Origin of the sequence: Ruegeria sp. HKCCD4315, assembly GCF_013112245.1 — a bacterium.
Lineage (GTDB): Bacteria > Pseudomonadota > Alphaproteobacteria > Rhodobacterales > Rhodobacteraceae > Ruegeria.
This window is the reverse complement of sequence record NZ_WVRN01000001.1, coordinates 2,584,566-2,610,164: the sequence shown is the minus strand read 5'-3', so window position 1 is coordinate 2,610,164 and position 25,599 is coordinate 2,584,566. Positions and strand designations below refer to the sequence as shown.

Genomic DNA, 25,599 nt, shown 5'->3' with positions numbered 1-25,599 from the left:
CGGCGGCGTTCGCATTTCAATTGTCTGGGTGGCCTCCCCACCTGTCCCGTATGATGATGCATACGCACCGCATTATGGTCAACCAAAAACTCACTATACGGTTGACTTGCACCGCATTGTGATACAACACTAGAAACCGCCAGGCATTCGGAGCTACGATGCCAAGACAGAACGAGGTAGGATAAATGTCTGAAAAAGAAAATAAAGGTGGCATTCAGGTCATTTCCAGAGCGGCCTCTATTTTGCGCGTTCTAAAAGAAAGCCAATCCGGCATGAGTTTGGGAAAAATAGCCGAGCGGGTTGACCTGCCCCGCTCTACGGTACAGAGAATCACAAGTGCACTTGCGGAAGAAAAACTTGTCATCGCAGATGCAAATGGGGGTGGTTTGAGGCTCGGTCCTGAATTAAGCGCTCTCGCGGGCGCTGCGCAGTATAGCATCGTCGAACACTGCCGGTTGCTTTTGACGGAACTGACCCAAAAGACTGGGGAAACCACAGACCTCGCAGTCATGCGCGGCATCGGCATGGTCTTCTTAGATCAGGTCCCGGGCGTATACCGTTTGACGACTGTTTCGCAAGTTGGCGAAGTCTTTCCCTTGACCACCACAGCAAACGGCAAGGCCTGTCTGGCCAGACTTTCCAACCAGGAAGTAATCAAACTGGTTCAAAATGAGTGGGATCGAAATGGTATTCAAAGAAGTTTGGATGAGTTTCTTTCTGAAATAGACGCGGTCCGCAAACAGGGGTTGGCCTATGACTTAGACGAACACTCAGTTGGTGTGTCCGCAATCGGGTTTTCATTTTTCGATTGGGTCGGGGATTTGCACGCGATCTCAGTTCCAGTACCGTCGACCCGGTTTCCAAGACAACGCGACACCATCGAACAAGCTCTGCTTGAAACAGCCTCAAATATCCACCAAACCTTCCAATGAGTACATTAAAGCGACTTCAGCAAGATAGAGGCTCGCGTTATTTCAAGTTTTAGGTCTGCGATCGACTCGAAGAAACACTTAGCGTTCGACTGAACGACTTGTTGCTTCGTCCGCATAACTGACTTAGTAGATTACACCAATTACTTCAGATAGGTGTTGAACCACTCAATTGTGCGGTCCCAGGCTAGGTTTGCCATTTCCTCATCATAGCGTGGCGTACTGTCGTTATGAAAACCGTGGTTGGCGTTTTCATAAATATATGCCTCATAAACTTTTTCGTTTGATCGTAGAGCGGCCTCAAAATCTGGCCAGCCTGCGTTGATGCGCTCGTCAAGCTCTCCCATCTGAATCAGCAGCGGTGCCTGAATTTTGGCTACATCTTCAGATGCTGGCTGGCGACCATAGAACGGCACGCCAGCGGCCAGTTCCGGATAGGCAACAGCAATAGCACTGACTACGCCGCCGCCATAGCAGAAACCCACTGCGCCGACCTTTCCGGTGCTGTCACCTCGGTTCAAAAGGTATTCAAATCCATTGAAGAAGTCGTTCATCAACTCGACCCGGTCCACTGTCTTTTGCAACTCGCGCCCATCTGCGTCGTTGCCTGGGTACCCGCCCACGGACGTTAGGCCGTCCGGAGCCAGAGCCATGAAGCCGGCTTTCGCCAATCTGCGCGCTACATCTTCGATATAGGGATTAAGGCCACGGTTTTCGTGAATGACCAGCACAGCTGGCAGAGGTTTCTCTTCGCCTGCGGGCCGGACAAGGTAGCCCCGCACGTCACCGGTGCCATTTGGCGAGGGGTAGGTGATGTAGTCTGCATGGATGTCGGGATCGTTGAATGACACCTGCTCGGCCAATGCATAATTTGGGCTGAGCATGTTCAGCAGCGCGACCGCCGATAGGCCGCCGACTGTAAACTTACCAGCGCGATCCAGAAACTGGCGTTTAGTGATTTTTCCGTGCGCGTAAAAGTCGTAAAGATCTAGAAGCTCTTGGTCGAAGTCTTTTGCCGTCATGCGGGTCATTGTGACTCTCCTGATGAATTGGCAGTTCTTAAGTTGAGGTTATTGGATGCTTTGGAGTTTCCGGCGGGTCTGCTACAACACACCCACTTGCAGTTCCTTTTGAGAATACTGATCGCGCAGCACGTTCTTTTGAACCTTTCCCATTGTATTTCGAGGCAGGCCCGAGACGATTTCGTAGCTGCGGGGATGTTTAAAGCGTGAAAGCTTGTCTTTGACCGTCTCGGCCAACTTCTTCATGTCAAGTTGTGCACCGGGGTCGGCAACCAGAACGGCGATAATCGCCTCGCCGAAATCGCTATCGGGAACTCCAAAAACTGCTGATTCCAAAACGCCATTGAAGTCGTTCAAGATGTCTTCGATTTCTTTGGGATACACGTTGTAACCACCAGTAATGATCAGGTCTTTTGACCGACCGACAATCGACAGGTAGCCTTCTTCACTGTACCGGCCCAGATCTCCGGTGATGAAAAACTCATTCTCTCGAAGCTCCTCGGCGGTTTTTTCGGGCATCCGCCAATAGCCTTTAAAAACATTGGGTCCGCGCACTTCGATCATTCCCACCTCGCCCTGGGGCAGCGATTCCCCGGTTTCAGGGTTGGTCACGATCACCTCGGTGCCGGGTAGCGCCATGCCAACCGTTCCCGCGCGGCGCTCACCACTATACGGATTAGAGGTGTTCATGTTCGTCTCGGTCATACCGTAGCGCTCAAGGATGCGGTGGCCGGTCCGCGCTTCGAACGCCACATGGGTTTCCGCCAGCAGCGGAGCTGAGCCGGAAATGAACAGACGCATGTTCCCCGTGACCTCATTGGTGAAACCTTCGTCCGCCAGCAATCTGGTATAAAAAGTGGGGACGCCCATCAGAAGGGTCGAGCGAGGCAATTCATCCAAGATCACACCAACATCGAATCTTTCCATTAACCGAACCTTGGCCCCGGCGAGAAGCGATGTGTTCATCGCCACGAATAACCCATGCGTGTGAAAAATCGGCAACGCGTGAACTAAGCGGTCAACGTTCGTGATGCCCCACAAATCAACAAGCGTTTGAGCATTCGACAGCAGGTTCCGATGGCTGAGCATCGCGCCCTTCGACCGGCCCGTGGTGCCTGATGTATAGAGAAGCGCCGCGAGATCCTCTGCCCCGCGATCCAAAGTTTCGAAAACACAGGGCTGTTCGTCCGCCGCGTGGCTTAAACTTGAATCTTCGCCGCCAAGGGTCAGCAGGTTAGCGCCGCAACGGGCTGCCAATTGTTCGAGTTCTGCTTTGTCTTTGGTGTCACAGACGATCAATGCAGGTTGTGCGTCAGAGATGAAGTAGTCCAACTCTGCCAACGTATAAGCAGTGTTGAGCGGCATGTAGACAGCACCTGCCTGAACTGAAGCAGCGTAGAGCGCAATCGTATCGGCCAGTTTAGGAGCCTGTACTACGATGCGATCACCGGGTGAAACTCCGCTTTTTTTCAACACGTGCGCGATCTGCGCGGCACGCCTATGGAACGCGTCATAAGATACTACCCGGCCATCATCGAGTTGCAGGAACGGAGCCTCGTTGCCCTCATGCTGGGCAAACAGGCTGTCGTATAGAGTGTTGGTCACGCGGTATTTTCCCTTGGCTTGGTCGCAAGCGCAGCGGTTGAGGCCGCGCGAACAGAACGCGAGGCTTCGATCGTCGCATGTGTCGCGAACTCTTCGTGATGACGTTCTGTTTTGTTTAAATCGTACAGGTAGTTCACCATCGCACCGCCGGATTGTGATCGTCCGTTCGGTGACAAATCGGCTTCTGCGTGCAACTCGTGCAACTCGGCACCGTTTCCGAGGTGAAAGCGGGCCACAGGATCTAGCGGCATCCCGTCTTCGCGCTTGGCAAACATCAAGTATCGCGCAGCCATCCCGCGTACGACTTGTGGCGTGGCTTTGTCTGCCAGCATGGCCTGAGCTGCATGGCCGTATTCCGAGTTTTCGGTTTTCCCGGTCAGCCAACGCTTGAGCCCCGGTATAGGCGACAAGGTTACAAAGGTGTTAAGCTGCTGAAGCTCTCGCGACAGCTCAGTTACAACCTGTTTGATCAACAGATTGCCAAAGCTGATACCGGTTAAACCTTTTTGGCAATTCGAGATAGAGTAGAACGCCGCGACTTTCGCTTGCTCGGCTTCGATTGGTTCTCGATCTTCAGAAAGTAGTGTGTCTATCGCATTCGGGATTTCAGCGGTCAGAGCGACCTCAACAAATATCAGTGGCTCGTCTGGCATCGATGGATGGAAGAATGCAAAACAACGACGATCAGGCGGATAGAGTCTGCGCCGCAAATCATCCAGATCGTTGATTTGGTGCACCGCCTCATACGCAACGATTTTGTCCAGAACGCGAGCAGGAGTGTCCCAGCTGATTTGCTTGAGGACAAGAAAACCTCGGTTGAACCAACTGCGTAACAAATGAACGAAATCGATATCTGTTCGCTTAAATTCTGGATTGGTTTCGAGAAAGCGCAGCAGGTCAACACGCATGGCCACAATTTCTTGCGTCGCACCAGTAGGTTGGTTCAAGCGTCGCAGCAATTCTTGACGCCGTGGCTCTGCCACCTCGTTTAGCCTTTGATAAAGGTCGACACTTCGATCACTGGCGTAGAGGCGCGCTAATTCGAAAAGCTGATCCGCGTCCAGCTCTAGATGGTCATTCAAATAGGCAAAAAAGTTTAGTTTCTCCGGATCACCCAGGGTTTGATAGCGATCAAGGATCGTAGACGCGAGCGTGAAACCGGAAACTTCACCTTCTGCGGACAATAGCGCCTCACAAAGTTCTACAATGGATCGTTTGTCATCCCTGCCGCGCCTTTTGCCAGGACGGTCCAGCAATTGGTTTAATAGGTCACCCAGAAACCAATTCCGCTGCATTTCAGGGCTCCATCTGGCTGCTGAGGTATTCGCCTGTCCGACGATAGTGATCAATCAGGTGCCGGGTTGCGCTGTCTACGTCGTGATTTAATGCGGCGTCCAGGATCTGCTGATGCTCGGCGGCTATGTCCCGCTTTTTGTAGCTTGAACCTCCGGCCGCCAAATAACGGTAGCGAATGTTAAGATCGTAAAGTTGCGAGCAATACCGCAGCAGCAACGGCAGTTTCGAATTGTCCAGCAATGCCATATGAAACGCCTTGTGAGCGTCTTCGAAATCGCGCGCCCCATTTTGGCTGGCCTTTTTCATATGATGGTGACGCAAAACAAGCCTGTCCTCCCAGGCGGCATCCGCGTTTGCGATCGAGGCACGCAGCGCAGTTTCCTCAAGGTTGCAGCGCAGCAGAAGGATTTCTTCGAAGTTACACTTGCTGACCGGCGCAGCCCGAAACCCGCGTTGGTCGATCCGCTCGACCAACATGTCCGATGTCAAAAGGCTTAGTGCTTCGCGAACAGGGCTGGCGCCGGTTTCCAGCAGCCCGCGAAGTTGTTCAATCTTGAGCTTTTGTCCAGGAGGCAGCTCGCCGGTCAGGATCATTTTGCGCAGCCTTCGATACGCACCATGGGTGGCTGAAGTCTCCTTGACCTCTGTATCAAGCATGGCGTCCATATCTGACGGTTCCTTTTTCGCGGCAAAATCTCTGGAGTGCTTTTAGCTAAGTGCACTCATTCCAGTTGACAGGCCAACTGAAAGGTTCAGCGAGCCTTCGTTTATCATCCATCTGCGCAGAACAAAGCTGCGTGCCCCGCTTTTGTGCATTGGGTCCTCCTCGGCCAGTTTTCGGGCGACTTCAAGACTGTCAGCGCGGTAGATGATCAGACCCATACCTTGCATATGCTCTCCTGTTTCATCCGACATTGGTCCGGCAAAAGCGAGCTTCCCCGAACGTTCAAGTTGCGCCTGATATGCCAAGTGATCTGGAAGCGAAGCCTTTACATCTTCCGGGGCTTTGGCCGGGGTGCTGTGTGCAACGTAAAGTTCCAAAGCAAGAGCGCCACGGCTTTTTGCTTCTGATTTATAGTCTGACCAGGCAACCATCGGCGCTCTCCAAAATATCGATATTATTTGACATATGGCAAAATAGTCGGCAAAAATCAAGCGAACTGACATGGATGGTGAGAATGAAATACTTGGTGGGTGAGACTTCGGAAGGCACAGCGGTTTTTGCCGTAGACGGAGAAAACGCAGTGAATCTAACGTCTTTGGACCCTGCCGTTGGTCCCGATCTGATGGGGCTGATCTGCACGCCTGGACTGGTCGATTCGCTTTCTGAAAAAATCGTCGCTTCAGAAAGCGTTCCTGTCTCCTCTGTTACACCAGCGCTGCCCGTAGCATCGCCCGGCACGATCATTTGCATGGGATTGAATTATACGGACCACATCAAAGAGGGAGGGTATGACATCCCAAAGTATCCTGCTCTGTTCATGCGCGGGAAAAACTCGATCATGGCCGCCGGTCAGCCGATGGTGCGCCCGTCCTGCTCGGAACAACTGGATTACGAGGCAGAGCTGATGCTGATCGTCGGAAAGGGCGGTCGCCATATTTCGGAAAAGAACGCATTGGATCATGTGTTCGGCTATACCGTGTTCAACGACGGGTCTGTAAGAAACTACCAGCGCAAGACGCACCAATGGACGCCGGGAAAGAACTTTGATGACACTGGTGCGGTCGGTCCGTTTACCGTGACACCAGACGAGCTGCCTGAAGGGGCGTCCGGCCTTAAAATCGAAAGCCGTGTGGGCGACGAAATCCTTCAAAGCTCGAACACTGCCAACATGATTTGGGGCGTTCGTCAGGTCATTGCGACGATTTCCGAGTACACTACTCTGGAGCCCGGAGATCTTATTGCGCTGGGTACACCGCCGGGTGTTGGGCACGCTAAGAAGCCAAACCCTAGATGGTTGAAGCCGGGCGAAACCGTCGAAATCGAGATTGAGGGCATCGGCGTCTGCGCCAGCCCGATTGTCGACGAAAAAGAAGCAAAATCGAAGGTGGCCGCAGCATGAGCGCGCCAACCGGGGCAGAGCTGGAGGCACTTCGCGCCAAGGCACAGCAAGATCATCGTGATCTGCGCGAGCGCATTCCGCGTTTGTCGGACGATGCAATTGCCTTGATCCTGCGCGAGTCTAGGTCCCACTATGCGTGGACCGACCAGCCAGTTTCTGACGATCTGCTTGAAGAGATTTACGACATCACGATCAACGGCGCGACCAGCATGAATACGTTGCCCGCGCGCTTCGTTTTTGTGAAAAGCCCCGAAGGAAAAGAGCTACTTGCAAAGTCGCTAAAGCCGAAGAACGTGCCAAAAATGATGGATGCGCCGGTCACGGCGATAATTGCCTATGACATGGACTTCTGGAAGGAATTGCCTTTTCTCTTCCCGCACGAAGATCGTCGGCCATTGTTCGAAAACAATCCCGATTACGTGGCCGACACGGCGTTTCGTAATGGCACGCTTCAGGGCGCTTATTTCATGATTGCGGCCCGCGCTGTCGGGTTGGACGTCGGCGCCATGTCAGGATTTTCGAACAAGGTCGTCGACGAAGAGTTCTTTGCGGGTACGACGCTCAAGTCCAACTTTTTGTGCAACCTGGGTTACGCAGATGAAACCGGATTGTTTCACAAGCTGCCGCGCTTTCCATTCGAAAAGGTGTGCTCTTATGCTTGAGGAGGTGATGCTGTGGCCATGAAAGTGAAACCTGTCGTCACTTACCGTACAACAGCTCAGTGCCCGACTCATGCGCGGACTGAAATACCTATTCGCGATCTTGATGTTGTTGTCGATGAACCCGTCGAACGCGGCGGGACAAATCTTGGTCCGTCTCCGACCGAAACCGCAATGGCAGCCCTGATCGCCTGTACAAACGTCATCGGGCACAAGAACGCGCATCGCTTGGGAATTGATCTTGGCACAGTGACAATTGACGCGAAATGCAGGTTGGATCGGCGTGGTGTTCTAATGGAAGAGGAGATTGATTTTCCGTTTCCGGAAATTGAACTCACCGTGAATTGTGAAACACCCGCCAGTCAGGAGGAGTTGACACGCGTGGGTGAGGAAACGGCCAAATATTGCGCCATTGCAAAACTGTTCGAAGCGGCAGGCACTGACCTGACCGTCAACTGGGTCAAAACAAATAGCTAAAAGTCAAAAGACCCGACTTTCTGGGAGGAGAGAAATGAAAAACTGGACCAAACGCAGCCTTGTTGCGGCTGCTGCGGCAAGCGTCATGGCGATGCCTGTTAAGGCGGAAGAGACCATTTCAGCCGTTGTGATTGATGGGTACCCAGATCGGGCCCTGTGGGTGAAGGAATTCACCAACTTCTTTATTCCGGAAGTGGACAAGCGGCTGGCTGAGTCCGGCAACTACAAGATGAACTGGCAAGAGAACTACGGCGGTTCGATCGTCAAGCCGAAGGGTGTTTTGGAAGGTGTCCAACTTGGCCTTGGCGATATTGGGATTGTCACAACGATCTTCCATTCTTCAAAACTTCCCAGTCAGGGTATTTCGGGCTCGACACCATTCGTTGCGTCGGATGCCCGCGCAGTGGCCAAGGCGGTTGACGAGATCGCGCGAGAATATCCGGCTATGCAGAATGAGTTTGCTGCGCAAAATCAGGTTTATCTGGCGACGGGCGTTGTGCTCGACACATATCAGATGTTCTGCTCAGAGCCGGTTGAGAAAGTTGCAGATCTTGAAGGACGCAAGATCGCGGGTGCCGGCCTGAATTTACGCTATCTCGAGGGGATCAAGGACGCGGCGGGCGTACGCGGAGGCCTCACTGATTTCTACAACATGGTTCAAACCGGCCTTGTCGATTGCGTGATGATTTGGCCGGAAGCTTCCAAGACGTTCAAGATCGTAGAAGTGGCCCCTTACATGTTGAAGGCAGACCTTGGCGCGGTGAATACAAAAACAGTTACAGTTAACGCCGATTACTGGGCAAATCTGCCAGACGAGGTCAAAGACGTACTCCAGGCCGTGGCTATCGACTACCGTGACCACGTGGCAGGTATTGCAATGGATCGAGCCGCTGCGTCACGAGATGCATTTGTAGAAGCTGGCGGATCGATCATTGAAATCTCAGACGAAGACCGCGCTGCGTGGGCAAATGCGATGCCCAATGTTGCGCAGGAATGGGCTGAAACGCTGAATGAGAACGGCGAGCAGGGCACAGATATGCTGGCCGCTTATCTCGGCAAGCTTCAGGATGCCGGTTTCACTGGTGTGCGGGACTGGACGGCCGAATAATCGTTCGGCGACCCGAGAAAGGGGCCAGACATGCTGAAGACCGCAGTTGCCGTCCTTTCGCGGGTCGCCAATTCGCTTGCAATAACTGCCAACGCCCTGGGCACGTTCGTCGTCCTAGCGTTGGTGGTCATTCTCAATGTCGACGTCGTTGCGCGCGGGCTGTTTTCGGCTCCGCTTCGAGGCACTTACGAAATGGTGCAGTTTTCGGTCGTGATGATTGTTTTTCTGCAATTGCCCGACGTGGTCAGGGTGGACCGGCTGACACGTTCGGACGGGTTCCTGAACCTGATACACCACCGCCGCCCCGGTCTGACAGCCAACCTCAGACGCATTATTAACGCCATCTCGGCGATCTTCATGGCCTTGATCGCTTATGTGACCTTCCCTGAATTTCTTCATATGTGGGAGACGCAAGACTATTTCGGAGTTCCGGGTCTTTTCACACTGCCATGGTGGCTGGTCAAACTGGTCATCGCGTGCGGTACTGCGCTTGCCTGCGTGATTTTCCTGCTCAAGGTCGTCACGGCGCAGGACCGCCCGCAACTTATTCGCACACCTGAACATGACGAGGCCGCAGAATGACGCCGATTGAGATTGGCCTGATCTCGGTCGTTGCTATCGTCTTTCTGATTTACGCGGGCGTCTACATCCCGATTGCTCTGGGCGTGGTCTCGTTCGTGTCGATCTGGCTGATGCGGGACAACTTCACGCTTGCGCTCAACCTGCTGAAAGTGGCGGTCGGCGACAGTGCGATGGAATACAGCTTTGCGACCATTCCCTTGTTTACCTTCATGGGACTCATCGTTTCAAAGGCTGGGTTGGGCAAGGACATTTACGAAGTCATGACCATGCGGTTTCGCAAGGTCAAAGGCGGAATTGGAATGGCAACCGTTGGGGCCAATGCCGTTTTTGCTGCCGTAACTGGGTCTTCAATTGCATCCGCATCCGTGTTCACCAAAGTCTCGGTCCCGCAAATGATTGCGCAGGCCTACAACCCCCGCTTTGCTGTTGGCGTAGTGGCCGGGTCCTCGGTTTTGGGCATGATTATCCCGCCTTCTGCGATGCTGATTATCTATTCCTTCGTCGCGGAACAGTCCGTAGGAGATATGTTTCTGGCTGGGGTTATTCCTGGGATTATGCTGGCAATCGCATATGTCGGCGCGATCTGGGTCATGGGGCGTTTCACACCATCTTTCGTTGGAGGCCGCGTCGTCGAAGACACCGAGTGGATGTCAGGGCGCGAGATCGCATCTAAAACCCTGCCGACATTGTTCATCATCACCGTGGTGCTCGGCGGCATTTACACAGGGTGGCTAACTGCTGTCGAGGCAGGGGCAGCCGGGGCTCTGGTCGCGCTGGTTATCGCCGTTGCGCGCAAATCCATGACGCCCAGAGCCTTCTGGGATGCGTTGCTGGAGACCGGCCATATCACAGCGGCGATCCTGTTCCTGATCACAGCAGCGTCAATCTACAGCCGCATGCTGGGACTCGCCGGGCTACCCAACCAGTTGCAGGAATTGCTCGCTGGGAATTCGGCGTCCTTCTGGTCGATCATGCTGCTCTACGTTCTCTTGATGCTTTTTCTGGGAACTTTGCTCGATACAGCGTCCATTATTCTGATCGTCGTCCCGCTGTTCCTGCCCATGGCCGAAGCCCTGGACATGTCGTTGATTTGGTTTGGCATTATCACTGTGGTCGGCGCCGAAATCGGGCTTTTGACCCCGCCTTTGGGCATATCTTGCTTCGTCATCAAATCGACGATCAACGATGACCGAATATCGCTCAAGGATGTGTTCATGGGCGCACTTCCCTTTGCGTTCGTGATGCTGATCGTTCTGTTTATTCTGATCGAGTTCCCGATCCTCAGCCTTGCCCTGATTTAAGGAGGCACAGATGCGCTCTGTCACCAAAGATAATATCACCAACGTTTTCATGGGATACCTGTCCAAGGACACCGGTCCGCGGATGCGCGAAATCATGGGGTCACTTGTCAAACACCTTCATGACTTCGCGCGCGAAACCAACCTGACGCATGACGAATGGCGCGCTGGGATTGCGTTTCTCGAGGGCTGTGCCGCTGTGGAAACCGAGGACCGGCACGAGTTTGTGCTGGCGTCGGACGTCCTGGGCCTGTCTTCTTTGGTGGACATGCTGCATTCAAGTCCAGACGCAACAAGTTCGTCGGTGTTGGGCCCGTTTCATGTATCCGGCGCACCTCCGCTGCCCATGGGTGGGGATATGAAACGACACTACGGCGGGCCGGTTCTGCTTGCTGAAGGCATCATTCGAGACACAGCGGGCAATCCAATTGCAGGAGCAGAACTCGACATCTGGCAAACGGCACCCAACGGCCTCTACGCCAGTCAGGATGAAGAACAGGACACCTACTCTTTCCACGGGTTGATGACAGTTGGTGACGATGGCAGATACGCGTTCACCACAGTAAAGCCAGTTGAATACACTGTGCCGTCTGACGGGCCAGTTGGCGATATTCTGCGTGCTTGTGGTCGCCATCCGTGGAGGCCCTCACACCTGCACTTTATCGTCAAAGCCCCCGGCTATCGCTCACTCGTGACCGAGATTTTTCCGGACGACGATCCCTATCTGGATCAGGATACGGTCTTTGGTGTTCGAGACGATCTGGTGATGACGTATGTTGAACGACCAGCTTCGGAATTTCCCGATGACATGGCACTTTCTGGTAGGATCACTGAACCTTACCTGCACGTGAATTTCGACGTCACGCTTGCTCGGGACTGAACGCTATGGAGGATGCTTGAAGTGCTAAAATACATATTCATTGTATGTGCAGCGCTAGTCAGCGGAGTGGCCATCGCCGATGAGCGACCGATTTTCGATGCACATATTCACTACAGCCATGATGCCGTGAAACTGGTTCCGCCCGAACAAGTGGCCAAAATCCTGCGGGATGCAGGCGTGCGGAAAGCCCTGGTTTCCAGCTCGGACGATAGCGGAACGCAACTGCTTTTGGCTGCAGCGCCGGACATCGTTGTTCCGGCACTTCGTCCCTATCGTCGTCGCGGTGAGATCAACACCTGGATGCACGACGAAACAGTAATCGATTATCTGGAAGCAAATCTGTCGAAGAACGCCTACGAAGCCATCGGCGAGTTTCACGCCTATGGGGACGATATCAAAACGCCGGTTATCCAGCGTATGATCGCACTGGCGAAGGAACGGAACTTAATTCTGCACCATCACGGTGATCGCGACGCGGTTGACCTGATCTTCGAAACCTGGCCGGAGGCTCGGGTATTGTGGGCACATTCTGGCTTTGACGATCCGGGAAAGGTTGTCGACGCTTTAAATGCGTATCCCCGGCTTTGGGCCGATCTGGCGTTCCGTTCCGACATGGTCTCGCGGGGTCGTGTCGATCCGGATTGGCAAGCTGCGTTCGAAGCGCATCCTGATCGGTTTATGGTCGGTACCGATACATTTGCGCCGGAGCGCTGGTATTACGTTGGCCCGCATGCAGATTTTTCGCGCGCTTGGCTGGATTTGCTTCCAGACCAGATAGCGGACAACATTGCCTATGCCAACGCAGAACGATTGCTGGCGACAAAATGATCCGCTGGCTCGTCTGGTTTCTGGTATCTTCCGGCGCTGCCGTCGCTTGTGAGGCGACCGGGCAACGGATGGGTTCGGAAATTCAGAACGCGCCTGCTGTGCATGTGACTGTCAACGAAATTCCGTTGGCTCAACCGTTTTCAATACTCCTCACTGTGTGCAGCGAAATTGCCGTGAGTGATATGCGCGTCGATGCAATCATGCCTGCTCACCAACACGGGATGAACTACCTTCCAGTCGTCACTGCAAAAGGCGACGGTGTGTTCCGTGTTGATGATATGCTGTTTCACATGCCGGGAATGTGGGAGCTTCAAGTGGACGTCGAATACAACGGGCAATCGGTATCCTACACCTTTGACATTGCGCTGAAATGAAGTTGTGGGTGACAGCTGCGCTAGTCTTACTGACGAGTTCGGTGCGTGCAGAAGTCCTATTGTCAGAAGACGAAATCCAACAAACGCTGTCCTTTGGGCCGTGGCCACCATCATTCCAACCTGATCCAAGCAACAGGGTTTCAAACGATCCCCGAGCGATTGCGCTGGGAAGAGCCTTGTTCAATGATCCCGTGCTGTCGGTCGACGGCGCATTTGCTTGTGCAAGTTGTCATGATCCTGAACAGGCATTTACCACGCAGGAGGCGCGGGCGAATGGGCGCGTTCTGTTGGACAGGAACTCACCATCACTGCGAAACCTGGCTGGTCTCCGCTGGTACGGATGGGTAGGCAAGAGCGACAGTCTTTGGGCGGCCAGTCTGCATCCGATCATCGAAGCTGAAGAGATGGCGCATACCAAAGCAAGCCTAAAGACAGCCATCTCCGAGAGTGCCTACCTTGATGACTTTGAAGCTATTTATGGCGTCATGCAAGATCAAGACCCAGAGCTTGTTCTTGTGAATACAGCAAAAGCTCTTTCGGCTTACTTGGAGAACTTGGTTACCGAACGGACGCAGTTTGACGATTTTCGCGATGCCTTAGAGCGTCGAGATTTTCCAGCGGCTGCGTACTATCCCGAAGCAGCCCAGCGAGGTCTTCAGCTGTTTTTAGGGCGCGGGAATTGCGCGTTCTGCCATAATGGCCCGAGATTTTCCAACAACGAATTCCACGACGCGGGCGTGCCATATTTTCTGAGTGAAACCGAAGTCGACGATGGCCGGTTCGGAGGGCTGAACTTTTTGCTCTCCAGCCCTTACACATTGGACGGAGACTGGACTGACGATCCGGAAAAGCAAGGCGCGTGGGCGGTCCGAAATGTACGCAGGAGCCATTCCGATTTTGGAACCTTTCGTACTCCCAGCCTTCGAGGTGTGGCCGAAACCGCCCCCTACATGCATGACGGCAGCCTGGATGATCTGGACGCCGTGGTCCGACACTATAACGAAATTGATATAGAAAGGCTTCACGCCGATGGCGAAGCCATACTCTCTGAACTGAATTTATCCGAGCAGGAGATTGCAGACCTGGTTAAGTTTTTGGAGACTCTGTCCGGCGTTACGCGGCCTTGAGATACTCCAATGCAGCCTGAGTACCGCCTGTAGTGTGCGGCACGCCGCTTTTGGCGAGTCCCATTTCTACGCCTGAGAGTGTGCCCATCAACATCAGGTCGTTGAAATCGCCCAAGTGACCTATTCGGAATACCTTGTCGGCTACTTTGGATAGACCATTTCCGAGTGAGATATCATAGTGCTCCAGCGCCGTCGCACGAAAGGCATCAGCAGAATGTCCCTCAGGCACTTTGACAGCGGTCAGTACGCCTGACTCCTGACCTTGGCGGGCACACAATACCTCAAGCCCCCATGCTTGCACGGCAGCTCGAGTCGCGGCTCCGTGGCGGGCATGACGAGCGAATACGTTCTCCAGCCCCTCCTCGTGCAACATATCGATGGCCTCATTCAATCCATAGATAAGATTGGTGCCAGGGGTATAAGGGAAGAACCCTTTCTGGTTCGGCTCGACCATATCCTGCCAATTCCAATAGCTGCGTGGCATGGTCACGGATTTTGAATGTTCCAGAGCACGATCGCTCACAGCGTTGAAGCTGAGACCCGGCGGTAGCATCATCCCTTTTTGCGAACCGGAGACACAGACATCTACGCCCCATTCGTCGAACCTAAGATCGATCGATGCAAGGCCAGAGATTGAATCAACCAAAAGAAGGGCAGGGTGTTTCGCCGTGTCTATTGCCCTGCGCACTTCCTCAATAGGCGAGACTGACCCGGTAGAAGTTTCATTGTGGACGACGCATACCGCCTTGATCTCGTGCTGACTGTCCGCGCGCAAGCGGTCTTCTATCTGATTGGGGTCCGCACCGCCACGCCAATCCCCTTCAATCAACTCTGGCTGTAACCCAATTTTTTCAGCCAAGTTGCACCACATGAATGCGAAATGTCCTGTTTCGTACATGAGAACATTTCCGCCCGGCGACACTGTGTTCACAAGCGCAGCTTCCCACGCGCCTGTACCGGATGAAGGGTAGATAAAGACGTTTTGTTCTGTCTTGAAAATTGTTTTCATCCCAGCGAGGGCTTTGTGGCCTACTTCTGCAAAATCTAGCCCCCGGTGATCGATGGTCTGCATGCTTATGGCCTTCAGGATGCGTTCCGGCACGGCACTTGGCCCTGGGATTTGCAAAAAATGTCTGCCCGCCTGGCGCATCTGAACTGATCCTTCCGCTGGCGCCGAAACAGTGGCGCAATTACCTATTGGCAAAAGTTAATTATGAATTCATTATTCAGTCAACGGTGAAGTGAAGCTTCTAATTGGCTAGTTGGGAAGGGAAGGCGAACCCGATGCTTGAGAATGGATCGTTGCATCGCCGACTGATGTCTGACGTCCAAGGCGAGGTGATGGCTGACCCGGCATCACGCGCACGATACTCGACTGACGCTTCGATCTATCAGATGACGCCGGACGCCGTGGTCATTCCCCGAAACAAAGAGGACGTGCAGGCCGTGATGTCTGTAGCGCGCGACGAAGGATGCTCCGTTCTTCCGCGCGGCGGCGGCACATCGCAATGTGGGCAAACGGTCAATCAAAGCGTTGTCTTAGACAACACCAAGCACTTGAATCGTGTTCTTGACGTGGACGTTGAGAACCGTGTCGCGCGTGTTCAGCCCGGCGTTGTTCTGGATCAGTTGAACCAGTCACTAAAGCAATATGGCTTATGGTTTCCCGTAGACCCCTCGACCGCGTCGCGTTGCACGCTTGGAGGAATGGCCGCCAACAACTCTTCTGGTGGAAAATCCCTGCGCTACGGGATCATGCGCGATAACGTCCGTGCAATAAGTGCAATCCTCAGCGATGGTACGGAAGCACGGTTCAGCGCCGATACGACGGCATCTGGCGATTATGCCGATCTTGTTGGGGACATGCGTGCTCTGGGGCGTCGCGAGGCTGCGGAAATTGACGCCCGGTTTCCCAATCTCCAGCGTCGTGTGGGCGGGTATAACATCGATGCGCTTGTCGGCAACGACGTCAACATGTCTCATTTGCTGGTGGGGTCAGAAGGCACTCTGGCCTATTTCGCTGAATTGGAACTGAACCTTGCTCACTTGCCGGGCGAGAAAGTTGTCGGCGTGTGTCATTTCCCGACGTTCCGTGCTGCGATGGAGGCAACACAGCACCTCGTGACGCTCAAGCCGCAGGCGGTGGAATTGATCGACGACACCATGATTGCATTGGGGGGAGATATCCCATTGTTCCGCAGTACGATTGAGGCGTTTGTAGAAGGCAGCCCTGAAGCGTTGTTGTTAGTGGAATTTGCTGAGGGTAGCGCTGACGCCAATGCTGCAAAGCTGGTCGAGCTATCGCAACTGATGGGAGATCTCGGGTTTGATTTCAGCGGGACTGAAAACCGTTGGGGCGGGGTTGTATCAGTTACTGATACCAAACTGCAAAACTCGATCGCCGAATACCGAAAATCCGGGTTGAACGTTATGATGTCGATGAAGGAGGCCGGCAAACCGATCTCTTTTGTGGAAGATTGCGCCGTCCCGTTGCCTGATCTCGCCGATTATACCGCTGGCCTGACCGAAATTTTTACCCGGCACGGCACAAAAGGGACATGGTACGCGCATGCCTCAGTCGGGTGTCTCCATGTTCGTCCTGTCCTGAACATGCGGCAGGACAAAGACGTTCGGACAATGAGGGCGATTGCCGAAGAGACCTTTGATTTAGTCAAGAGATACAAAGGGTCTCATTCAGGCGAACACGGTGATGGGATCGTGCGATCAGAGTTTCATGAAAAGATGTTCGGCCCTCGTATCGTTTCCGCGTTTGAACAGGTTAAGGCCCGGTTTGACCCTGCCGGGCTAATGAACCCCGGCAAAATCGTGCACGCGCCTGCCATGGATGATCGCCTCCTATTTCGCTACAGCCCGGACTACTCAGTTCCTGAATTCGAAACGGCGCTGGATTGGTCCGCTTGGCTGGGTGCCGGAGGAGGATTTCAGGGTGCCGTCGAGATGTGCAACAACAACGGTGCGTGTCGCAAGCTCAAGGGCGGAGTAATGTGTCCTTCCTTCCGTGCGACGAGAAACGAGCGTGATGCCACACGTGGGCGAGCAAACACGTTGCGTTTTGCCATCAGCGGGCAGTTGCCGGGTGGTTTAACTTCAGACGCAATGCAGGACACGATGGAATACTGCGTGTCTTGCAAGGCTTGTGCGCGTGAATGCCCGACTGGCGTCGATATGGCCCGCATGAAGATCGAAGTACTTTCAGCAAAGCGCAAAAAAGACGGGCTGACATTGGCTGATAAGTTAATAGCTTATCTGCCGAGATATGCGCCAAAAGCTGCAAAAGTCGCGTGGTTATTGAATGCTCGGAACAAAATTGGGCCCTTGCGTACGCTGTTGGAGAAACCAACTGGAATTTCGGCGCGACGTGACCTGCCAGTGTGGTCCTCCGACCCGTTCCGGGATGTCGAGGCCCAAGACATAGATCCGCAGGTGCTTCTGTTTGCTGATGTGTTCAACCGATATTTCGAGCCAGACAATCTGCGCGCCGCTGTCCGGGTTCTGCGTGCGCTAGGGCTTCGGGTTGCCATAGCAAGAGATGACCAAACAGGAAGGCCGCTGGATTGCGGGCGCACTCTTTTGGCTGAGGGTTGCGTGGAAGAGGCGCGTCACGAGGCACAGCGTGTGATTGACGCGACGCGAGAAGCAGCTGCACAGGGCATACCGGTAGTCGGTCTCGAACCTTCTTCTATCCTCACATTCCGGGACGAATATTTGGCTCTTTGTCCGGGGCGGGATGCGGAGTTGCTATCCAAAGCCTCTCATACCTTTGAGGAGTTTCTGGCCAAACAGCCGGATCTGCCTCTAAAATCGGTAGATCGCCCCATTTATGTGCATGGTCATTGCCACCAGAAAGCACACGATGCCGTTACACCGATGCTCAACTTACTTAAGCGTATTCCCGCATCACAGGTTCACATGATCGAAAGCAGTTGTTGTGGTATGGCCGGGGCGTTTGGATACGCGCCCGGTACTATTGATGTCTCGATCAAGATGGCAGAGCTCGACCTGTTTCCAGCTTTAGAGGCGGCGCCTACGGATGCAATTGTTGTTGCGGATGGAACATCATGCCGCCACCAAATCGCCGAAGGTACGCAGCGCCAAGCGATGCACGTCGCGCGCCTGCTGGATATGGTCCTTGAATATTAGGATGTGGATATGAACCTGATGGATAGCATTAATCGCCCGACCCTACATGAAGAGTTGGTCGAACGCTTGCGCAATCTTGTCGTCGAAGACGTTTTGAAGCCGGGTGAGAAAGTGCCCGAGAAACAGCTTTGCGACTCATTGGGTGTTTCCCGGACACCATTGCGAGAGGCCCTAAAGGTTCTAGCATCCGAAGGCTTTGTGGTGCTTCAAGCCAACCGGGGTGCCCGTGTCGCGAGTGTTACGAGGGAAGAATTGGAAAACACGTTTCCAGTGCTCGCAGCGCTTGAGCAACTGGCGGGGGAACTAGCGTGTCAGCAAATGGACGTTGCGGAAATTCAACGGATTGAAAGTAGCCACAAGGATATGCTGAGCGCGTACGAAGTGCGTGATCGACAGGCGTACTTTAAAGCCAATCAAGACATCCATCAGGCACTTATAAAGGGCGCGCGAAACGACATACTGGAAAACCACCACAAGCTTTTGGCCGCGCGGGTCCGCCGTGCACGTTTTTTGGCCAACTTGTCGGACGAGCGTTGGGCACAGGCAATTGACGAACATGAAACCATGATGGAGTTGCTCAAGGCCCGAGATGCAGATGGGCTTGGTAAGGCAATGAAACTTCACATGATGAACAAACTTTCGGCGCTTGTAAAAGCGCTGAAGCCAGAAGTGACGCCTCGCTAAACCCTGGTCAATAGTGCGGTCCGGCTTCCCTCAGATATGCCGCTAGTCAGTGTTAACATCAGGAAACGGGGGAGTCAGTCCACAGTCCAGGGCGAGATTGTTGAGGTCTCGGCAAAGAGCGGGGTTGAGGCTTACACCGTCTTTGCGACGGGCCTCAGCTGCAGCCGTTTTTCCGTCTCCGGGCAGGCGTACCGGGTCATGACCGGGCAGGGGGGCGGATGCGCGCATTTCAGAGAAGACGCGGGCTGCGTTAGAAGCAAAGTCATTGCCCATCCCAAAGGCTGCCGGATTGATCGCCATAACGAACTGGCCGGTGTTTGTGGATGAAGTAGTGTCCGAGGTGAAATTGACCACGTCAGAGCCGAATGCTGCGCCATTCAGCACCCCGGCCATCAGCCCGATAGCCACGGAAAGGCCGAAACCCTTCGGACCTCCGATCGGCAAAAGAAACCCTTCTGATTTGCGGGCAGGGTCCGTTAACGGATTGCCATCACGCCCAACCATCCAACCTTCGGGCATAAGTTCGCCTTGCTGCAACAGGGTTTTGATCTTACCCATCGCGGCAACGGTCGTCGCCATATCAAACACAAACGGGTCCGGGCCATCGGCAGGGGCAGAGAATGCGATGGGATTGGTGCCAAGAAGCAAGTCGCTTCCGCCATAGGGCGGTACGTGGTTTGCACTGCCCACCGCCGCGGCCATGCCAAGCAACCCAGCCTCGGCTTGCGGGCGCACATAAAGTGCCAGCGGTCCTGCATGATTGCCGCGCCGAACACCAACCCATCCGATGCCGACCTCTTTCGCCTTTTCTATTGCAAGATCTCGCGCCACCGTCATAGCCAAATGCCCAAGGCCGTCATCGCCGTCAATCAACGCGGTTGCGACTGTCTGATGTATGACGGCAACGTTTGGCGTGGCGTTGCACCCGCCTCCGGCCAATCGGGCAAGGTACTGGCGCAGGCGAAAGACCCCGTGGGTGGAATATCCGAATATGTCGGCCTCAACCATCGTCGAGGCCACCTGATCCGCATCCGCTTTTGGCACACCTCGAGTTTCGAGCGCGCTCGCCACAAACTCACGTAAGGTCTGGCAGTTTATTTTCAAAGGCTCAGAAGTCATCTCTGCCAACCTGCTCTTTATGCCAGAACACTAGTTTGCGCTGGGTCCAAACCACTGTTGCAAAAACGGCCAGGCCGACGAGGCTGAGATACAGGATCAACGAGAAAACGCGCGGAGTATTGAGCTGCGAGGCTGCCACACGGATCAGCTCACCAAATCCCTTCCCGCCGCCCAGGAACTCTCCTGTAATCGCGCCCGCCATAACCCCGACTGCTCCGATCTTAAGGCCGGTGAATATCTGCGGCAGACCGGTTGGCAGCTTCATCTTGATCAAAGTCTGCATCCGGCTGGCGCCCATCGTCTTGAACAACATGCGCGCGTTTTCGTCGGCGGCGTGAAGTCCGGCCGCGGTACCAACGACAATCGGAAATGTTGCGATAAAGGCGGCAAGTGCCACCTTGGATTCAATGCCAAAGCCCAACCAAGCTACGAAGAGAGGAGCGAACGCGACTTTTGGCATCGTATCGATTGACACCAAGTAAGGCATTACTGCCTTCTCCCCAAAGGCCGTTTCGCCAACCAGAACGCCCAGCGAAAACCCGATCGCGATTGCCAGCGCAAAGCCATAGATGACTTCCTTTATGGTGATCCACAGCGCCCCAAGCATATACCCGCCGGTCATAAGGTTTTGCCCTACGAAGATCATATCTTTGAGGGTTTCCATTGGCGTCGGCAGAATGATCGGAGAGACCAGCTTGAGGCTAGTCACAATTTGCCAGGTACCAACGAAGACCACGAAAACAAAGGTCATCGCCAGCCAGCGAGGGACCGAGTCGATAAAGTGAACTTTCTGCTCCCATACAGTGTCTTCTGAGGAGTCAGCTTCTTTTACGGAAGGTGAGTAGTTCTGAACTTCGCTCACATTTCTTCTCCCTTATCCAGGAGGCTGCGAATGTAGTCTACGATAGCGCCGAATTTGGGTGTCGTCATCATATCGAGTGTTCGTGGGCGTGGCAGGTCGACTTCAACGATTTCAGCAATCCTGCCTGGGCGCGGCTTCAAGACGACGATTTCGTCAGACAAGATAACAGCTTCCTGAATGGAGTGCGTCACAAGAAAAGCAGTCGCATCCTGTTCCCGGCAAATCCGCTGCAACTCCATATTCATCATGTCGCGCGACAATTCATCGAGGGCGCTGAAGGGTTCGTCCATCAAAAGTACGGCTGGTTCAGTGATCAGCATACGGCATATCGAAGCGCGCTGCGCCATGCCGCCCGACAACTCGTTCGGATATACGTTTTCGAATCCTTGCAAACCAACGATGTCTAAAAGCTCGTGGGCCTTGGCCATAGCTTGCTTGGCCGCCGCTTTTCCATCGCGGATCTCAATTGGCAAGACGATGTTTTCCACCGCTGTTTTCCAGGGGAAAAGCGTCGCTTGCTGAAACATCATACCGATGTCCCGGCGGGTCCCAGTGACTGGTTGCCCCTGAAGGATTACACGCCCTTTGGTGGGCGGGATCAGACCCGCCATGATCTTTAGTAGCGTTGACTTGCCGCACCCGCTGGACCCGATGACAGATGTGAAGCTTCCTTTCCGAAGCGTCAGATTGATGTCCTCGAGAGCGACAACAAGATTGCGTGCATAAGTCTTGCTTACATGGGTCAACTCATAGACCGGCGTGCCCAAAGGCGCGCCGGAAAACTCATGTGTGACTACAGCGTTCATTTGCTGACAGCCGCGTTGCCGATGGCAGCAAACTCGTTGGTCCAAGCAGCGCTCAGGTCATCCAGCGGCCCTGGGATTTCGCCCCCTGCAACAAGTGCGTCTTGCCATTCCTGCCAAACTTCGGCGGGGTACCATCCCAGGCCATTGCTCGGATCCGCCGCAATAGTTTTCGAGCGTACGGCATCGAACAGTGCTGACTGGAACTCCTTGTCCTCGCCTTCCTGCGGGTTGCCATCCGCCAAATGCTTCAAAACAGCTTCACGGTTGGCATCATCCAGTGCAAATGCATGACCACGTGCGAACGCGCGGCTCCAAGCTTCGACCAATTCACGGTCGTTGGCGATTGTGTCAGCCATTGTGGCGATGCCGTTACCGAAGAAACGCCCGAACTCCGCAGGCGTGATGTCACGCACCGCCATTCCGCGCTGGTTCAGAATTGCCGTGTCAGCCGTCGAGGCAGAGTAAGCGTCGATTTCGCCGTTTAGGAAAGCCGCGGTCGCCGGGCCACCGTCGCCGACGGTAAGGAAGGTAAAGTCTTCACCCTCTTTCATGCCTGCTCCGGTCATCACGTTACGTGCAAAGCCGACTTCTGCGCCATCGGCCGTACCTGTTCCGATAACTTTACCTCGAAGCTCTTCAACACTTTGGATGTCAGAGTCTTCTGGCACGGCTATGCCAAAGTTGCTGCGTGCCGCAACGTTGTAGATGTGTACGGCATCTACATCCCGCGACCGTGCGGCAATTAAGGGGCCAGGACCGGGGCGACCGAAGTGAGCCTGTCCGGCGGACAATGCTTGAAGCACGGCTCCTGAGCCGTTGATTGCCTCGACGGTCACATCCAACCCTTCATCAGCGAAATAACCTTCGCCGATGGCGACAAAAACCGGAAATGAATTGATTGCCGAAGGGCTTGGCTGCACGAAGGTAATTTTACGCAAGTCCTGCGCAAAGCCCTGTGTTCCTAGTGCTCCTGCTACCGGAACCGCCGAAAGCAAGGACGCTGTGAAAGTCCTTCTGTTCATCATTTTAGTCTTCCTCCCTTGCATGGTTGGCAACCCGCAGATTCAGCTATGCAGGAGCCACTTAAACGACGCGCACGGTATTCCTGAGCGTGCCGATTTCTGAAATTTCACAAACCACAGTGTCCCCGTCTTTCAGGAACTGTGGTGGGTCCATGGCGTATCCGACACCAGACGGTGTGCCGGTCGCGATTACGTCGCCAGGTTCCAGGGTCATACCTTCTGAAAGGGATGCGATCAGCGTTGGAATGTCGAAAATCATGTCCGACGTCGATCCGTTTTGGCGCTGTTCGCCGTTGACTGTTAATCCGATTGATAGAGCGTGCGGATCACTGATTGTATCAGCGGTCACTATGAAGGGGCCCAATGGGCAAGACCCATCTAAACCTTTGCCTTTGAAATACTGCCCACCATGTCGGCGTTGAATGTCGCGTGCGGTGATGTCATTGAGGATCGTATAGCCGTATACATGGTCGTATGCGTCAGCCTTGGCTATGTTTCGCCCCGGTTTTCCAATCACAACTGCCAGTTCAACTTCATAGTCAATGGCATGTGAGACCGAGGGGAATATCAGAATGTCTGCCTCTGGCGCCACAATCGATGTCGGCGGTTTTGTGAAGAAGACCGGATGCTCTGTTACGCCAATTTTTTGGTTTTGGGCACGTTCGCCCTCGGCGATGTGTTCAGCATAATTGCGCCCGACACAGAAAACGTTCTTACGCGGGGAAGGAATTGGTGCCAAAAACGGCGCGTCATCCGGGACCAGTGCGTCGTTTAGATTACCCGTTTCGGCCGATGAAACGAGGGTTTTCAAAACGCCGAGCGTTTCTTTTCCGCCTGCGATCAGATGCTGCATTGAACCTGCGTTCAGCGCTTCGCCAAGCACTTGCGCTGCGCGCAAAACGTCCAACTTGCCGCCATCGTTTAGTATTGCCACGCAAACGGCGTGGCCCTCTACGGAAACAGTTGCTAACCGCACTCGGCACTCCTCCCTCGTGCTTGTGTCAAGACGTGGTCACGGATCCTGTCCGGCGACTCGTTTCTTGCTTTCCTCTTGCCCTTGAGTTTTTTCCGACTTGGCGTTTCAATCAATCAACCAATCGCCAAATTGGGTGGAGATATGAGTGCACCAACCGAACTCGCGCACCGTGTACGCGACCTGATTAACAATGCCGGATACAGGCATAACGACAGGCTCCCACCTGAACGTGAGCTGTGTTCAAAACTTGGGACCACTCGCAATCAGTTGCGAAGAGCGTTGGCAGAGCTGGAGGCCCAGGGGCTGATCTGGCGACATGTGGGGCGGGGAACATTTGTTGGTTCCAGGCCGGTTCTCAACCTCACCGATGTAACTTATTTGGGCAACCAAATTAAACCTGAGCAGGTTGTATCTGTTAGATTTACTATCGAGCCGCAGCTTAGCCGCCTCGCAGCGCTCCATTCCACACGTTCCGATCGTGAGCAAATGAGGCTATGCGCGGACAAATGTCGTACCGCAGAGGATTGGCGCACGTACGAAGCTTGGGACAATAATTTGCATTACGCTATAGCCCGCTCCACTCGTAACCAGCTCTTTTTATACTTCTTTGAGACTTTGAATTCGGTTCGAAGATCGATTGTTTGGGGGCAGCCACGCGAAACTTTAAAGCCCGCAGAAAACTATTCCAGCTTTAGCGAACATGATGTGATCGTGTCTGCCATAGCAAAGGGCGACTGTGAGCTTGCGGCCAGTGCCATGGTGGATCACCTGAAATCGGTTTATTCGCGGGTGCTGCCTACGAGCATCCAGTCCGACAGCTGAAGTAGCGCTGGCGCCCAACCAATTCGGGAAATGGTCGGGGCAGATTGTAGCCGTTGGTCTTGCAAAACAGCCTGAATTTTGGCGATGACTTGGTAAGCCGCCGCGTCCGTTTGAATGTGGCGTGGCATCGATCGGAAGGTATCTGACCGTTCGGAAATCCGATCTTTGGTAGTCAAGCGTTCAGGAGGAAAGCGATGTCCGATCATGTAATTCCCGCGCCGCAGGTGCATGTCATACCCGTATCGGGGGGCGGCACGTTCCCGGTCCGGCGTGTCTACTGCATTGGGCGAAACTACGCGGCGCATGCAATTGAAATGGGCCATGACCCGAACCGGGAACCTCCATTTTTCTTTCAAAAGAACCCAAACAATTTGGACCCTTCAGGGGAATTCCCGTACCCTCCGCACAGTTCCGACGTGCACCACGAAGCAGAAATGCTTGTTGCGCTCAAGTCCGGCGGCACGAATATCTCGGTGGACGATGCATTGGATCATGTCTTTGGGTACGGCCTTTCGCTTGATATGACCCGTCGCGACCTGCAAGGGCAGATGAAAAAGATGGGCCGCCCGTGGGAAATTGGGAAAGCGTTTGAGCGCTCGGCGCCATGCGGACCAATTCACAAGGCATCAGAGGTCGGGCATCTCGACAGAGGTCCGATTACTCTGACGGTGAATGGTGAAGTTCGGCAAGAAGGCGACTTGAACCAGATGATTTGGAAAGTCCCCGAGATGATCTCGTATCTGAGCGACTACTTCGAGCTTGCGGCCGGGGACGTTATCCTTTCAGGGACACCTTCTGGTGTTGGTCCCGTTAACCGAGGGGATGTTATGGTCTTGGCCGTCGACAAGCTGGGCAGCCTGAAAGTACGCGTGACTTAGAACCTGCTGCGACGACCTAGC

The 25,599-nt window shown here is 54.1% G+C and carries 26 protein-coding genes; 15 read left to right on the top strand and 11 right to left on the bottom strand.

Annotation, left to right across the window (positions count from 1 at the left end; translation table 11 throughout):
• Positions 1-185: 185 nt before the first annotated feature.
• Positions 186-932, top strand: coding sequence for an IclR family transcriptional regulator (locus tag GS646_RS12990; protein WP_171188382.1), 747 nt, complete (start codon positions 186-188; stop codon positions 930-932).
• A 140-nt stretch (positions 933-1,072) separates the two neighbouring features.
• Here the strand turns inward: GS646_RS12990 and yghX are convergent, their stop codons facing one another.
• From yghX to GS646_RS12965, 5 genes are all read right to left on the bottom strand, one after another.
• Entirely contained in the window at positions 1,073-1,960 is an 888-nt protein-coding gene (gene yghX, locus GS646_RS12985) for a YghX family hydrolase (RefSeq protein ID WP_171188379.1), read from the bottom strand.
• A gap of 72 nt (positions 1,961-2,032) precedes the next feature.
• Positions 2,033-3,556 carry a malonyl-CoA synthase gene (locus GS646_RS12980; protein WP_171188377.1) on the bottom strand — a complete coding sequence of 508 codons (1,524 nt, stop codon included), beginning with the start codon at positions 3,554-3,556 and terminating at the stop codon, positions 2,033-2,035.
• Entirely contained in the window at positions 3,553-4,851 is a 1,299-nt protein-coding gene (locus GS646_RS12975) for a malonyl-CoA decarboxylase (protein WP_171188375.1), read from the bottom strand. The genes GS646_RS12980 and GS646_RS12975 overlap by 4 nt, the downstream gene beginning before the upstream one ends.
• 1 nt (position 4,852) lies before the next feature.
• The gene (locus GS646_RS12970) at positions 4,853-5,518 is read right to left on the bottom strand and encodes a GntR family transcriptional regulator (protein WP_171648744.1); all 666 of its coding nucleotides are present in this window, start codon (positions 5,516-5,518) and stop codon (positions 4,853-4,855) included.
• Between the two features lie 42 nt (positions 5,519-5,560).
• Positions 5,561-5,947: a YciI family protein gene (locus GS646_RS12965; RefSeq protein ID WP_171188371.1), complete on the bottom strand. Its 387-nt coding sequence runs from the start codon at positions 5,945-5,947 to the stop codon at positions 5,561-5,563.
• 83 nt (positions 5,948-6,030) lie between these two features.
• Here GS646_RS12965 and GS646_RS12960 point away from each other — a divergent pair, with 83 nt between their 5' ends.
• Genes GS646_RS12960 through GS646_RS12915 form a run of 10 tightly spaced genes read left to right on the top strand, consistent with a single transcriptional unit; the run spans position 6,031 to position 14,248 of the window.
• A complete protein-coding gene (locus tag GS646_RS12960; RefSeq protein ID WP_171188369.1) occupies positions 6,031-6,915 on the top strand; it encodes a fumarylacetoacetate hydrolase family protein in 885 nt (294 codons plus the stop codon).
• Positions 6,912-7,577: a malonic semialdehyde reductase gene (locus tag GS646_RS12955; RefSeq protein WP_171188367.1), complete on the top strand. Its 666-nt coding sequence runs from the start codon at positions 6,912-6,914 to the stop codon at positions 7,575-7,577. The genes GS646_RS12960 and GS646_RS12955 overlap by 4 nt, the downstream gene beginning before the upstream one ends.
• Before the next feature lie 18 nt (positions 7,578-7,595).
• Positions 7,596-8,051, top strand: a complete 456-nt coding sequence (locus GS646_RS12950; protein WP_171648742.1) for an OsmC family protein — start codon at positions 7,596-7,598, stop codon at positions 8,049-8,051.
• A gap of 34 nt (positions 8,052-8,085) precedes the next feature.
• Positions 8,086-9,159, top strand: a complete 1,074-nt coding sequence (locus GS646_RS12945) for a C4-dicarboxylate TRAP transporter substrate-binding protein (protein WP_171648740.1) — start codon at positions 8,086-8,088, stop codon at positions 9,157-9,159.
• Positions 9,160-9,189: 30 nt separating this feature from the next.
• The gene (locus GS646_RS12940; protein ID WP_171648738.1) at positions 9,190-9,741 is read left to right on the top strand and encodes a TRAP transporter small permease; all 552 of its coding nucleotides are present in this window, start codon (positions 9,190-9,192) and stop codon (positions 9,739-9,741) included.
• Positions 9,738-11,042: a TRAP transporter large permease gene (locus tag GS646_RS12935; RefSeq protein ID WP_171188359.1), complete on the top strand. Its 1,305-nt coding sequence runs from the start codon at positions 9,738-9,740 to the stop codon at positions 11,040-11,042. The genes GS646_RS12940 and GS646_RS12935 overlap by 4 nt, the downstream gene beginning before the upstream one ends.
• A 10-nt stretch (positions 11,043-11,052) precedes the next feature.
• Entirely contained in the window at positions 11,053-11,919 is an 867-nt protein-coding gene (locus GS646_RS12930; protein WP_171188358.1) for a dioxygenase, read from the top strand.
• 21 nt (positions 11,920-11,940) lie between these two features.
• On the top strand, positions 11,941-12,747 hold the full coding sequence (locus tag GS646_RS12925) for an amidohydrolase family protein (protein ID WP_171188356.1): 807 nt from the start codon (positions 11,941-11,943) through the stop codon (positions 12,745-12,747).
• The gene (locus GS646_RS12920) at positions 12,744-13,121 is read left to right on the top strand and encodes a hypothetical protein (protein WP_171188354.1); all 378 of its coding nucleotides are present in this window, start codon (positions 12,744-12,746) and stop codon (positions 13,119-13,121) included. Before GS646_RS12925 ends, GS646_RS12920 begins: the two co-directional genes overlap by 4 nt.
• Positions 13,118-14,248 (top strand): cytochrome-c peroxidase, encoded by a 1,131-nt coding sequence (locus GS646_RS12915; RefSeq protein WP_256368461.1) that lies wholly within the window; start codon positions 13,118-13,120, stop codon positions 14,246-14,248. Before GS646_RS12920 ends, GS646_RS12915 begins: the two co-directional genes overlap by 4 nt.
• On the opposite strand, the gene GS646_RS12910 is transcribed toward GS646_RS12915, so the two are convergent.
• The gene (locus tag GS646_RS12910) at positions 14,235-15,398 is read right to left on the bottom strand and encodes an alanine--glyoxylate aminotransferase family protein (protein ID WP_171648736.1); all 1,164 of its coding nucleotides are present in this window, start codon (positions 15,396-15,398) and stop codon (positions 14,235-14,237) included. The genes GS646_RS12915 and GS646_RS12910 overlap by 14 nt on opposite strands.
• Positions 15,399-15,532: 134 nt before the next feature.
• Here GS646_RS12910 and GS646_RS12905 point away from each other — a divergent pair, with 134 nt between their 5' ends.
• Together GS646_RS12905 and GS646_RS12900 are read left to right on the top strand one after the other, a co-directional pair.
• Complete coding sequence (locus GS646_RS12905; RefSeq protein ID WP_171188351.1) at positions 15,533-18,409, top strand: FAD-binding and (Fe-S)-binding domain-containing protein; 2,877 nt, start codon at positions 15,533-15,535, stop codon at positions 18,407-18,409.
• Between the two features lie 9 nt (positions 18,410-18,418).
• Positions 18,419-19,093 (top strand): GntR family transcriptional regulator, encoded by a 675-nt coding sequence (locus GS646_RS12900; RefSeq protein WP_216600513.1) that lies wholly within the window; start codon positions 18,419-18,421, stop codon positions 19,091-19,093.
• Positions 19,094-19,135: 42 nt separating this feature from the next.
• On the opposite strand, the gene GS646_RS12895 is transcribed toward GS646_RS12900, so the two are convergent.
• The 5 genes from GS646_RS12895 to GS646_RS12875 are packed head-to-tail and all read right to left on the bottom strand — an operon-like array spanning position 19,136 to position 23,878.
• Positions 19,136-20,212: an Ldh family oxidoreductase gene (locus GS646_RS12895; RefSeq protein ID WP_171648734.1), complete on the bottom strand. Its 1,077-nt coding sequence runs from the start codon at positions 20,210-20,212 to the stop codon at positions 19,136-19,138.
• Positions 20,202-21,074 carry an ABC transporter permease gene (locus GS646_RS12890; protein ID WP_170716461.1) on the bottom strand — a complete coding sequence of 291 codons (873 nt, stop codon included), beginning with the start codon at positions 21,072-21,074 and terminating at the stop codon, positions 20,202-20,204. The genes GS646_RS12895 and GS646_RS12890 overlap by 11 nt, the downstream gene beginning before the upstream one ends.
• Positions 21,071-21,880, bottom strand: a complete 810-nt coding sequence (locus tag GS646_RS12885; protein ID WP_170336353.1) for an ABC transporter ATP-binding protein — start codon at positions 21,878-21,880, stop codon at positions 21,071-21,073. Before GS646_RS12885 ends, GS646_RS12890 begins: the two co-directional genes overlap by 4 nt.
• Positions 21,877-22,905, bottom strand: a complete 1,029-nt coding sequence (locus GS646_RS12880) for an ABC transporter substrate-binding protein (protein ID WP_170383461.1) — start codon at positions 22,903-22,905, stop codon at positions 21,877-21,879. Before GS646_RS12880 ends, GS646_RS12885 begins: the two co-directional genes overlap by 4 nt.
• 58 nt (positions 22,906-22,963) lie before the next feature.
• Entirely contained in the window at positions 22,964-23,878 is a 915-nt protein-coding gene (locus GS646_RS12875) for a fumarylacetoacetate hydrolase family protein (RefSeq protein WP_371732082.1), read from the bottom strand.
• Between the two features lie 141 nt (positions 23,879-24,019).
• Between GS646_RS12875 and GS646_RS12870 the strand changes: the two genes are divergently transcribed.
• Entirely contained in the window at positions 24,020-24,700 is a 681-nt protein-coding gene (locus tag GS646_RS12870) for a FadR/GntR family transcriptional regulator (RefSeq protein ID WP_171188346.1), read from the top strand.
• A gap of 194 nt (positions 24,701-24,894) precedes the next feature.
• A complete protein-coding gene (locus tag GS646_RS12865; protein ID WP_171188344.1) occupies positions 24,895-25,578 on the top strand; it encodes a fumarylacetoacetate hydrolase family protein in 684 nt (227 codons plus the stop codon).
• Positions 25,579-25,599 lie beyond the last annotated feature (21 nt).

What these genes read in the sequence shown, in the direction of transcription:
- GS646_RS12990 (WP_171188382.1), top strand. Translation starts at nt 186, where the DNA reads ATGTCTGAAAAAGAAAATAAAGGTGGCATTCAGGTCATTTCCAGAGCG.
- yghX (WP_171188379.1), bottom strand. Translation starts at nt 1,960, where the DNA reads ATGACCCGCATGACGGCAAAAGACTTCGACCAAGAGCTTCTAGATCTT.
- GS646_RS12975 (WP_171188375.1), bottom strand. Translation starts at nt 4,851, where the DNA reads ATGCAGCGGAATTGGTTTCTGGGTGACCTATTAAACCAATTGCTGGAC.
- GS646_RS12970 (WP_171648744.1), bottom strand. Translation starts at nt 5,518, where the DNA reads ATGGACGCCATGCTTGATACAGAGGTCAAGGAGACTTCAGCCACCCAT.
- GS646_RS12965 (WP_171188371.1), bottom strand. Translation starts at nt 5,947, where the DNA reads ATGGTTGCCTGGTCAGACTATAAATCAGAAGCAAAAAGCCGTGGCGCT.
- GS646_RS12960 (WP_171188369.1), top strand. Translation starts at nt 6,031, where the DNA reads ATGAAATACTTGGTGGGTGAGACTTCGGAAGGCACAGCGGTTTTTGCC.
- GS646_RS12955 (WP_171188367.1), top strand. Translation starts at nt 6,912, where the DNA reads ATGAGCGCGCCAACCGGGGCAGAGCTGGAGGCACTTCGCGCCAAGGCA.
- GS646_RS12950 (WP_171648742.1), top strand. Translation starts at nt 7,596, where the DNA reads ATGAAAGTGAAACCTGTCGTCACTTACCGTACAACAGCTCAGTGCCCG.
- GS646_RS12945 (WP_171648740.1), top strand. Translation starts at nt 8,086, where the DNA reads ATGAAAAACTGGACCAAACGCAGCCTTGTTGCGGCTGCTGCGGCAAGC.
- GS646_RS12940 (WP_171648738.1), top strand. Translation starts at nt 9,190, where the DNA reads ATGCTGAAGACCGCAGTTGCCGTCCTTTCGCGGGTCGCCAATTCGCTT.
- GS646_RS12935 (WP_171188359.1), top strand. Translation starts at nt 9,738, where the DNA reads ATGACGCCGATTGAGATTGGCCTGATCTCGGTCGTTGCTATCGTCTTT.
- GS646_RS12930 (WP_171188358.1), top strand. Translation starts at nt 11,053, where the DNA reads ATGCGCTCTGTCACCAAAGATAATATCACCAACGTTTTCATGGGATAC.
- GS646_RS12920 (WP_171188354.1), top strand. Translation starts at nt 12,744, where the DNA reads ATGATCCGCTGGCTCGTCTGGTTTCTGGTATCTTCCGGCGCTGCCGTC.
- GS646_RS12915 (WP_256368461.1), top strand. Translation starts at nt 13,118, where the DNA reads ATGAAGTTGTGGGTGACAGCTGCGCTAGTCTTACTGACGAGTTCGGTG.
- GS646_RS12910 (WP_171648736.1), bottom strand. Translation starts at nt 15,398, where the DNA reads ATGCGCCAGGCGGGCAGACATTTTTTGCAAATCCCAGGGCCAAGTGCC.
- GS646_RS12905 (WP_171188351.1), top strand. Translation starts at nt 15,533, where the DNA reads ATGCTTGAGAATGGATCGTTGCATCGCCGACTGATGTCTGACGTCCAA.
- GS646_RS12900 (WP_216600513.1), top strand. Translation starts at nt 18,419, where the DNA reads ATGAACCTGATGGATAGCATTAATCGCCCGACCCTACATGAAGAGTTG.
- GS646_RS12895 (WP_171648734.1), bottom strand. Translation starts at nt 20,212, where the DNA reads ATGACTTCTGAGCCTTTGAAAATAAACTGCCAGACCTTACGTGAGTTT.
- GS646_RS12885 (WP_170336353.1), bottom strand. Translation starts at nt 21,880, where the DNA reads ATGAACGCTGTAGTCACACATGAGTTTTCCGGCGCGCCTTTGGGCACG.
- GS646_RS12880 (WP_170383461.1), bottom strand. Translation starts at nt 22,905, where the DNA reads ATGATGAACAGAAGGACTTTCACAGCGTCCTTGCTTTCGGCGGTTCCG.
- GS646_RS12870 (WP_171188346.1), top strand. Translation starts at nt 24,020, where the DNA reads ATGAGTGCACCAACCGAACTCGCGCACCGTGTACGCGACCTGATTAAC.
- GS646_RS12865 (WP_171188344.1), top strand. Translation starts at nt 24,895, where the DNA reads ATGTCCGATCATGTAATTCCCGCGCCGCAGGTGCATGTCATACCCGTA.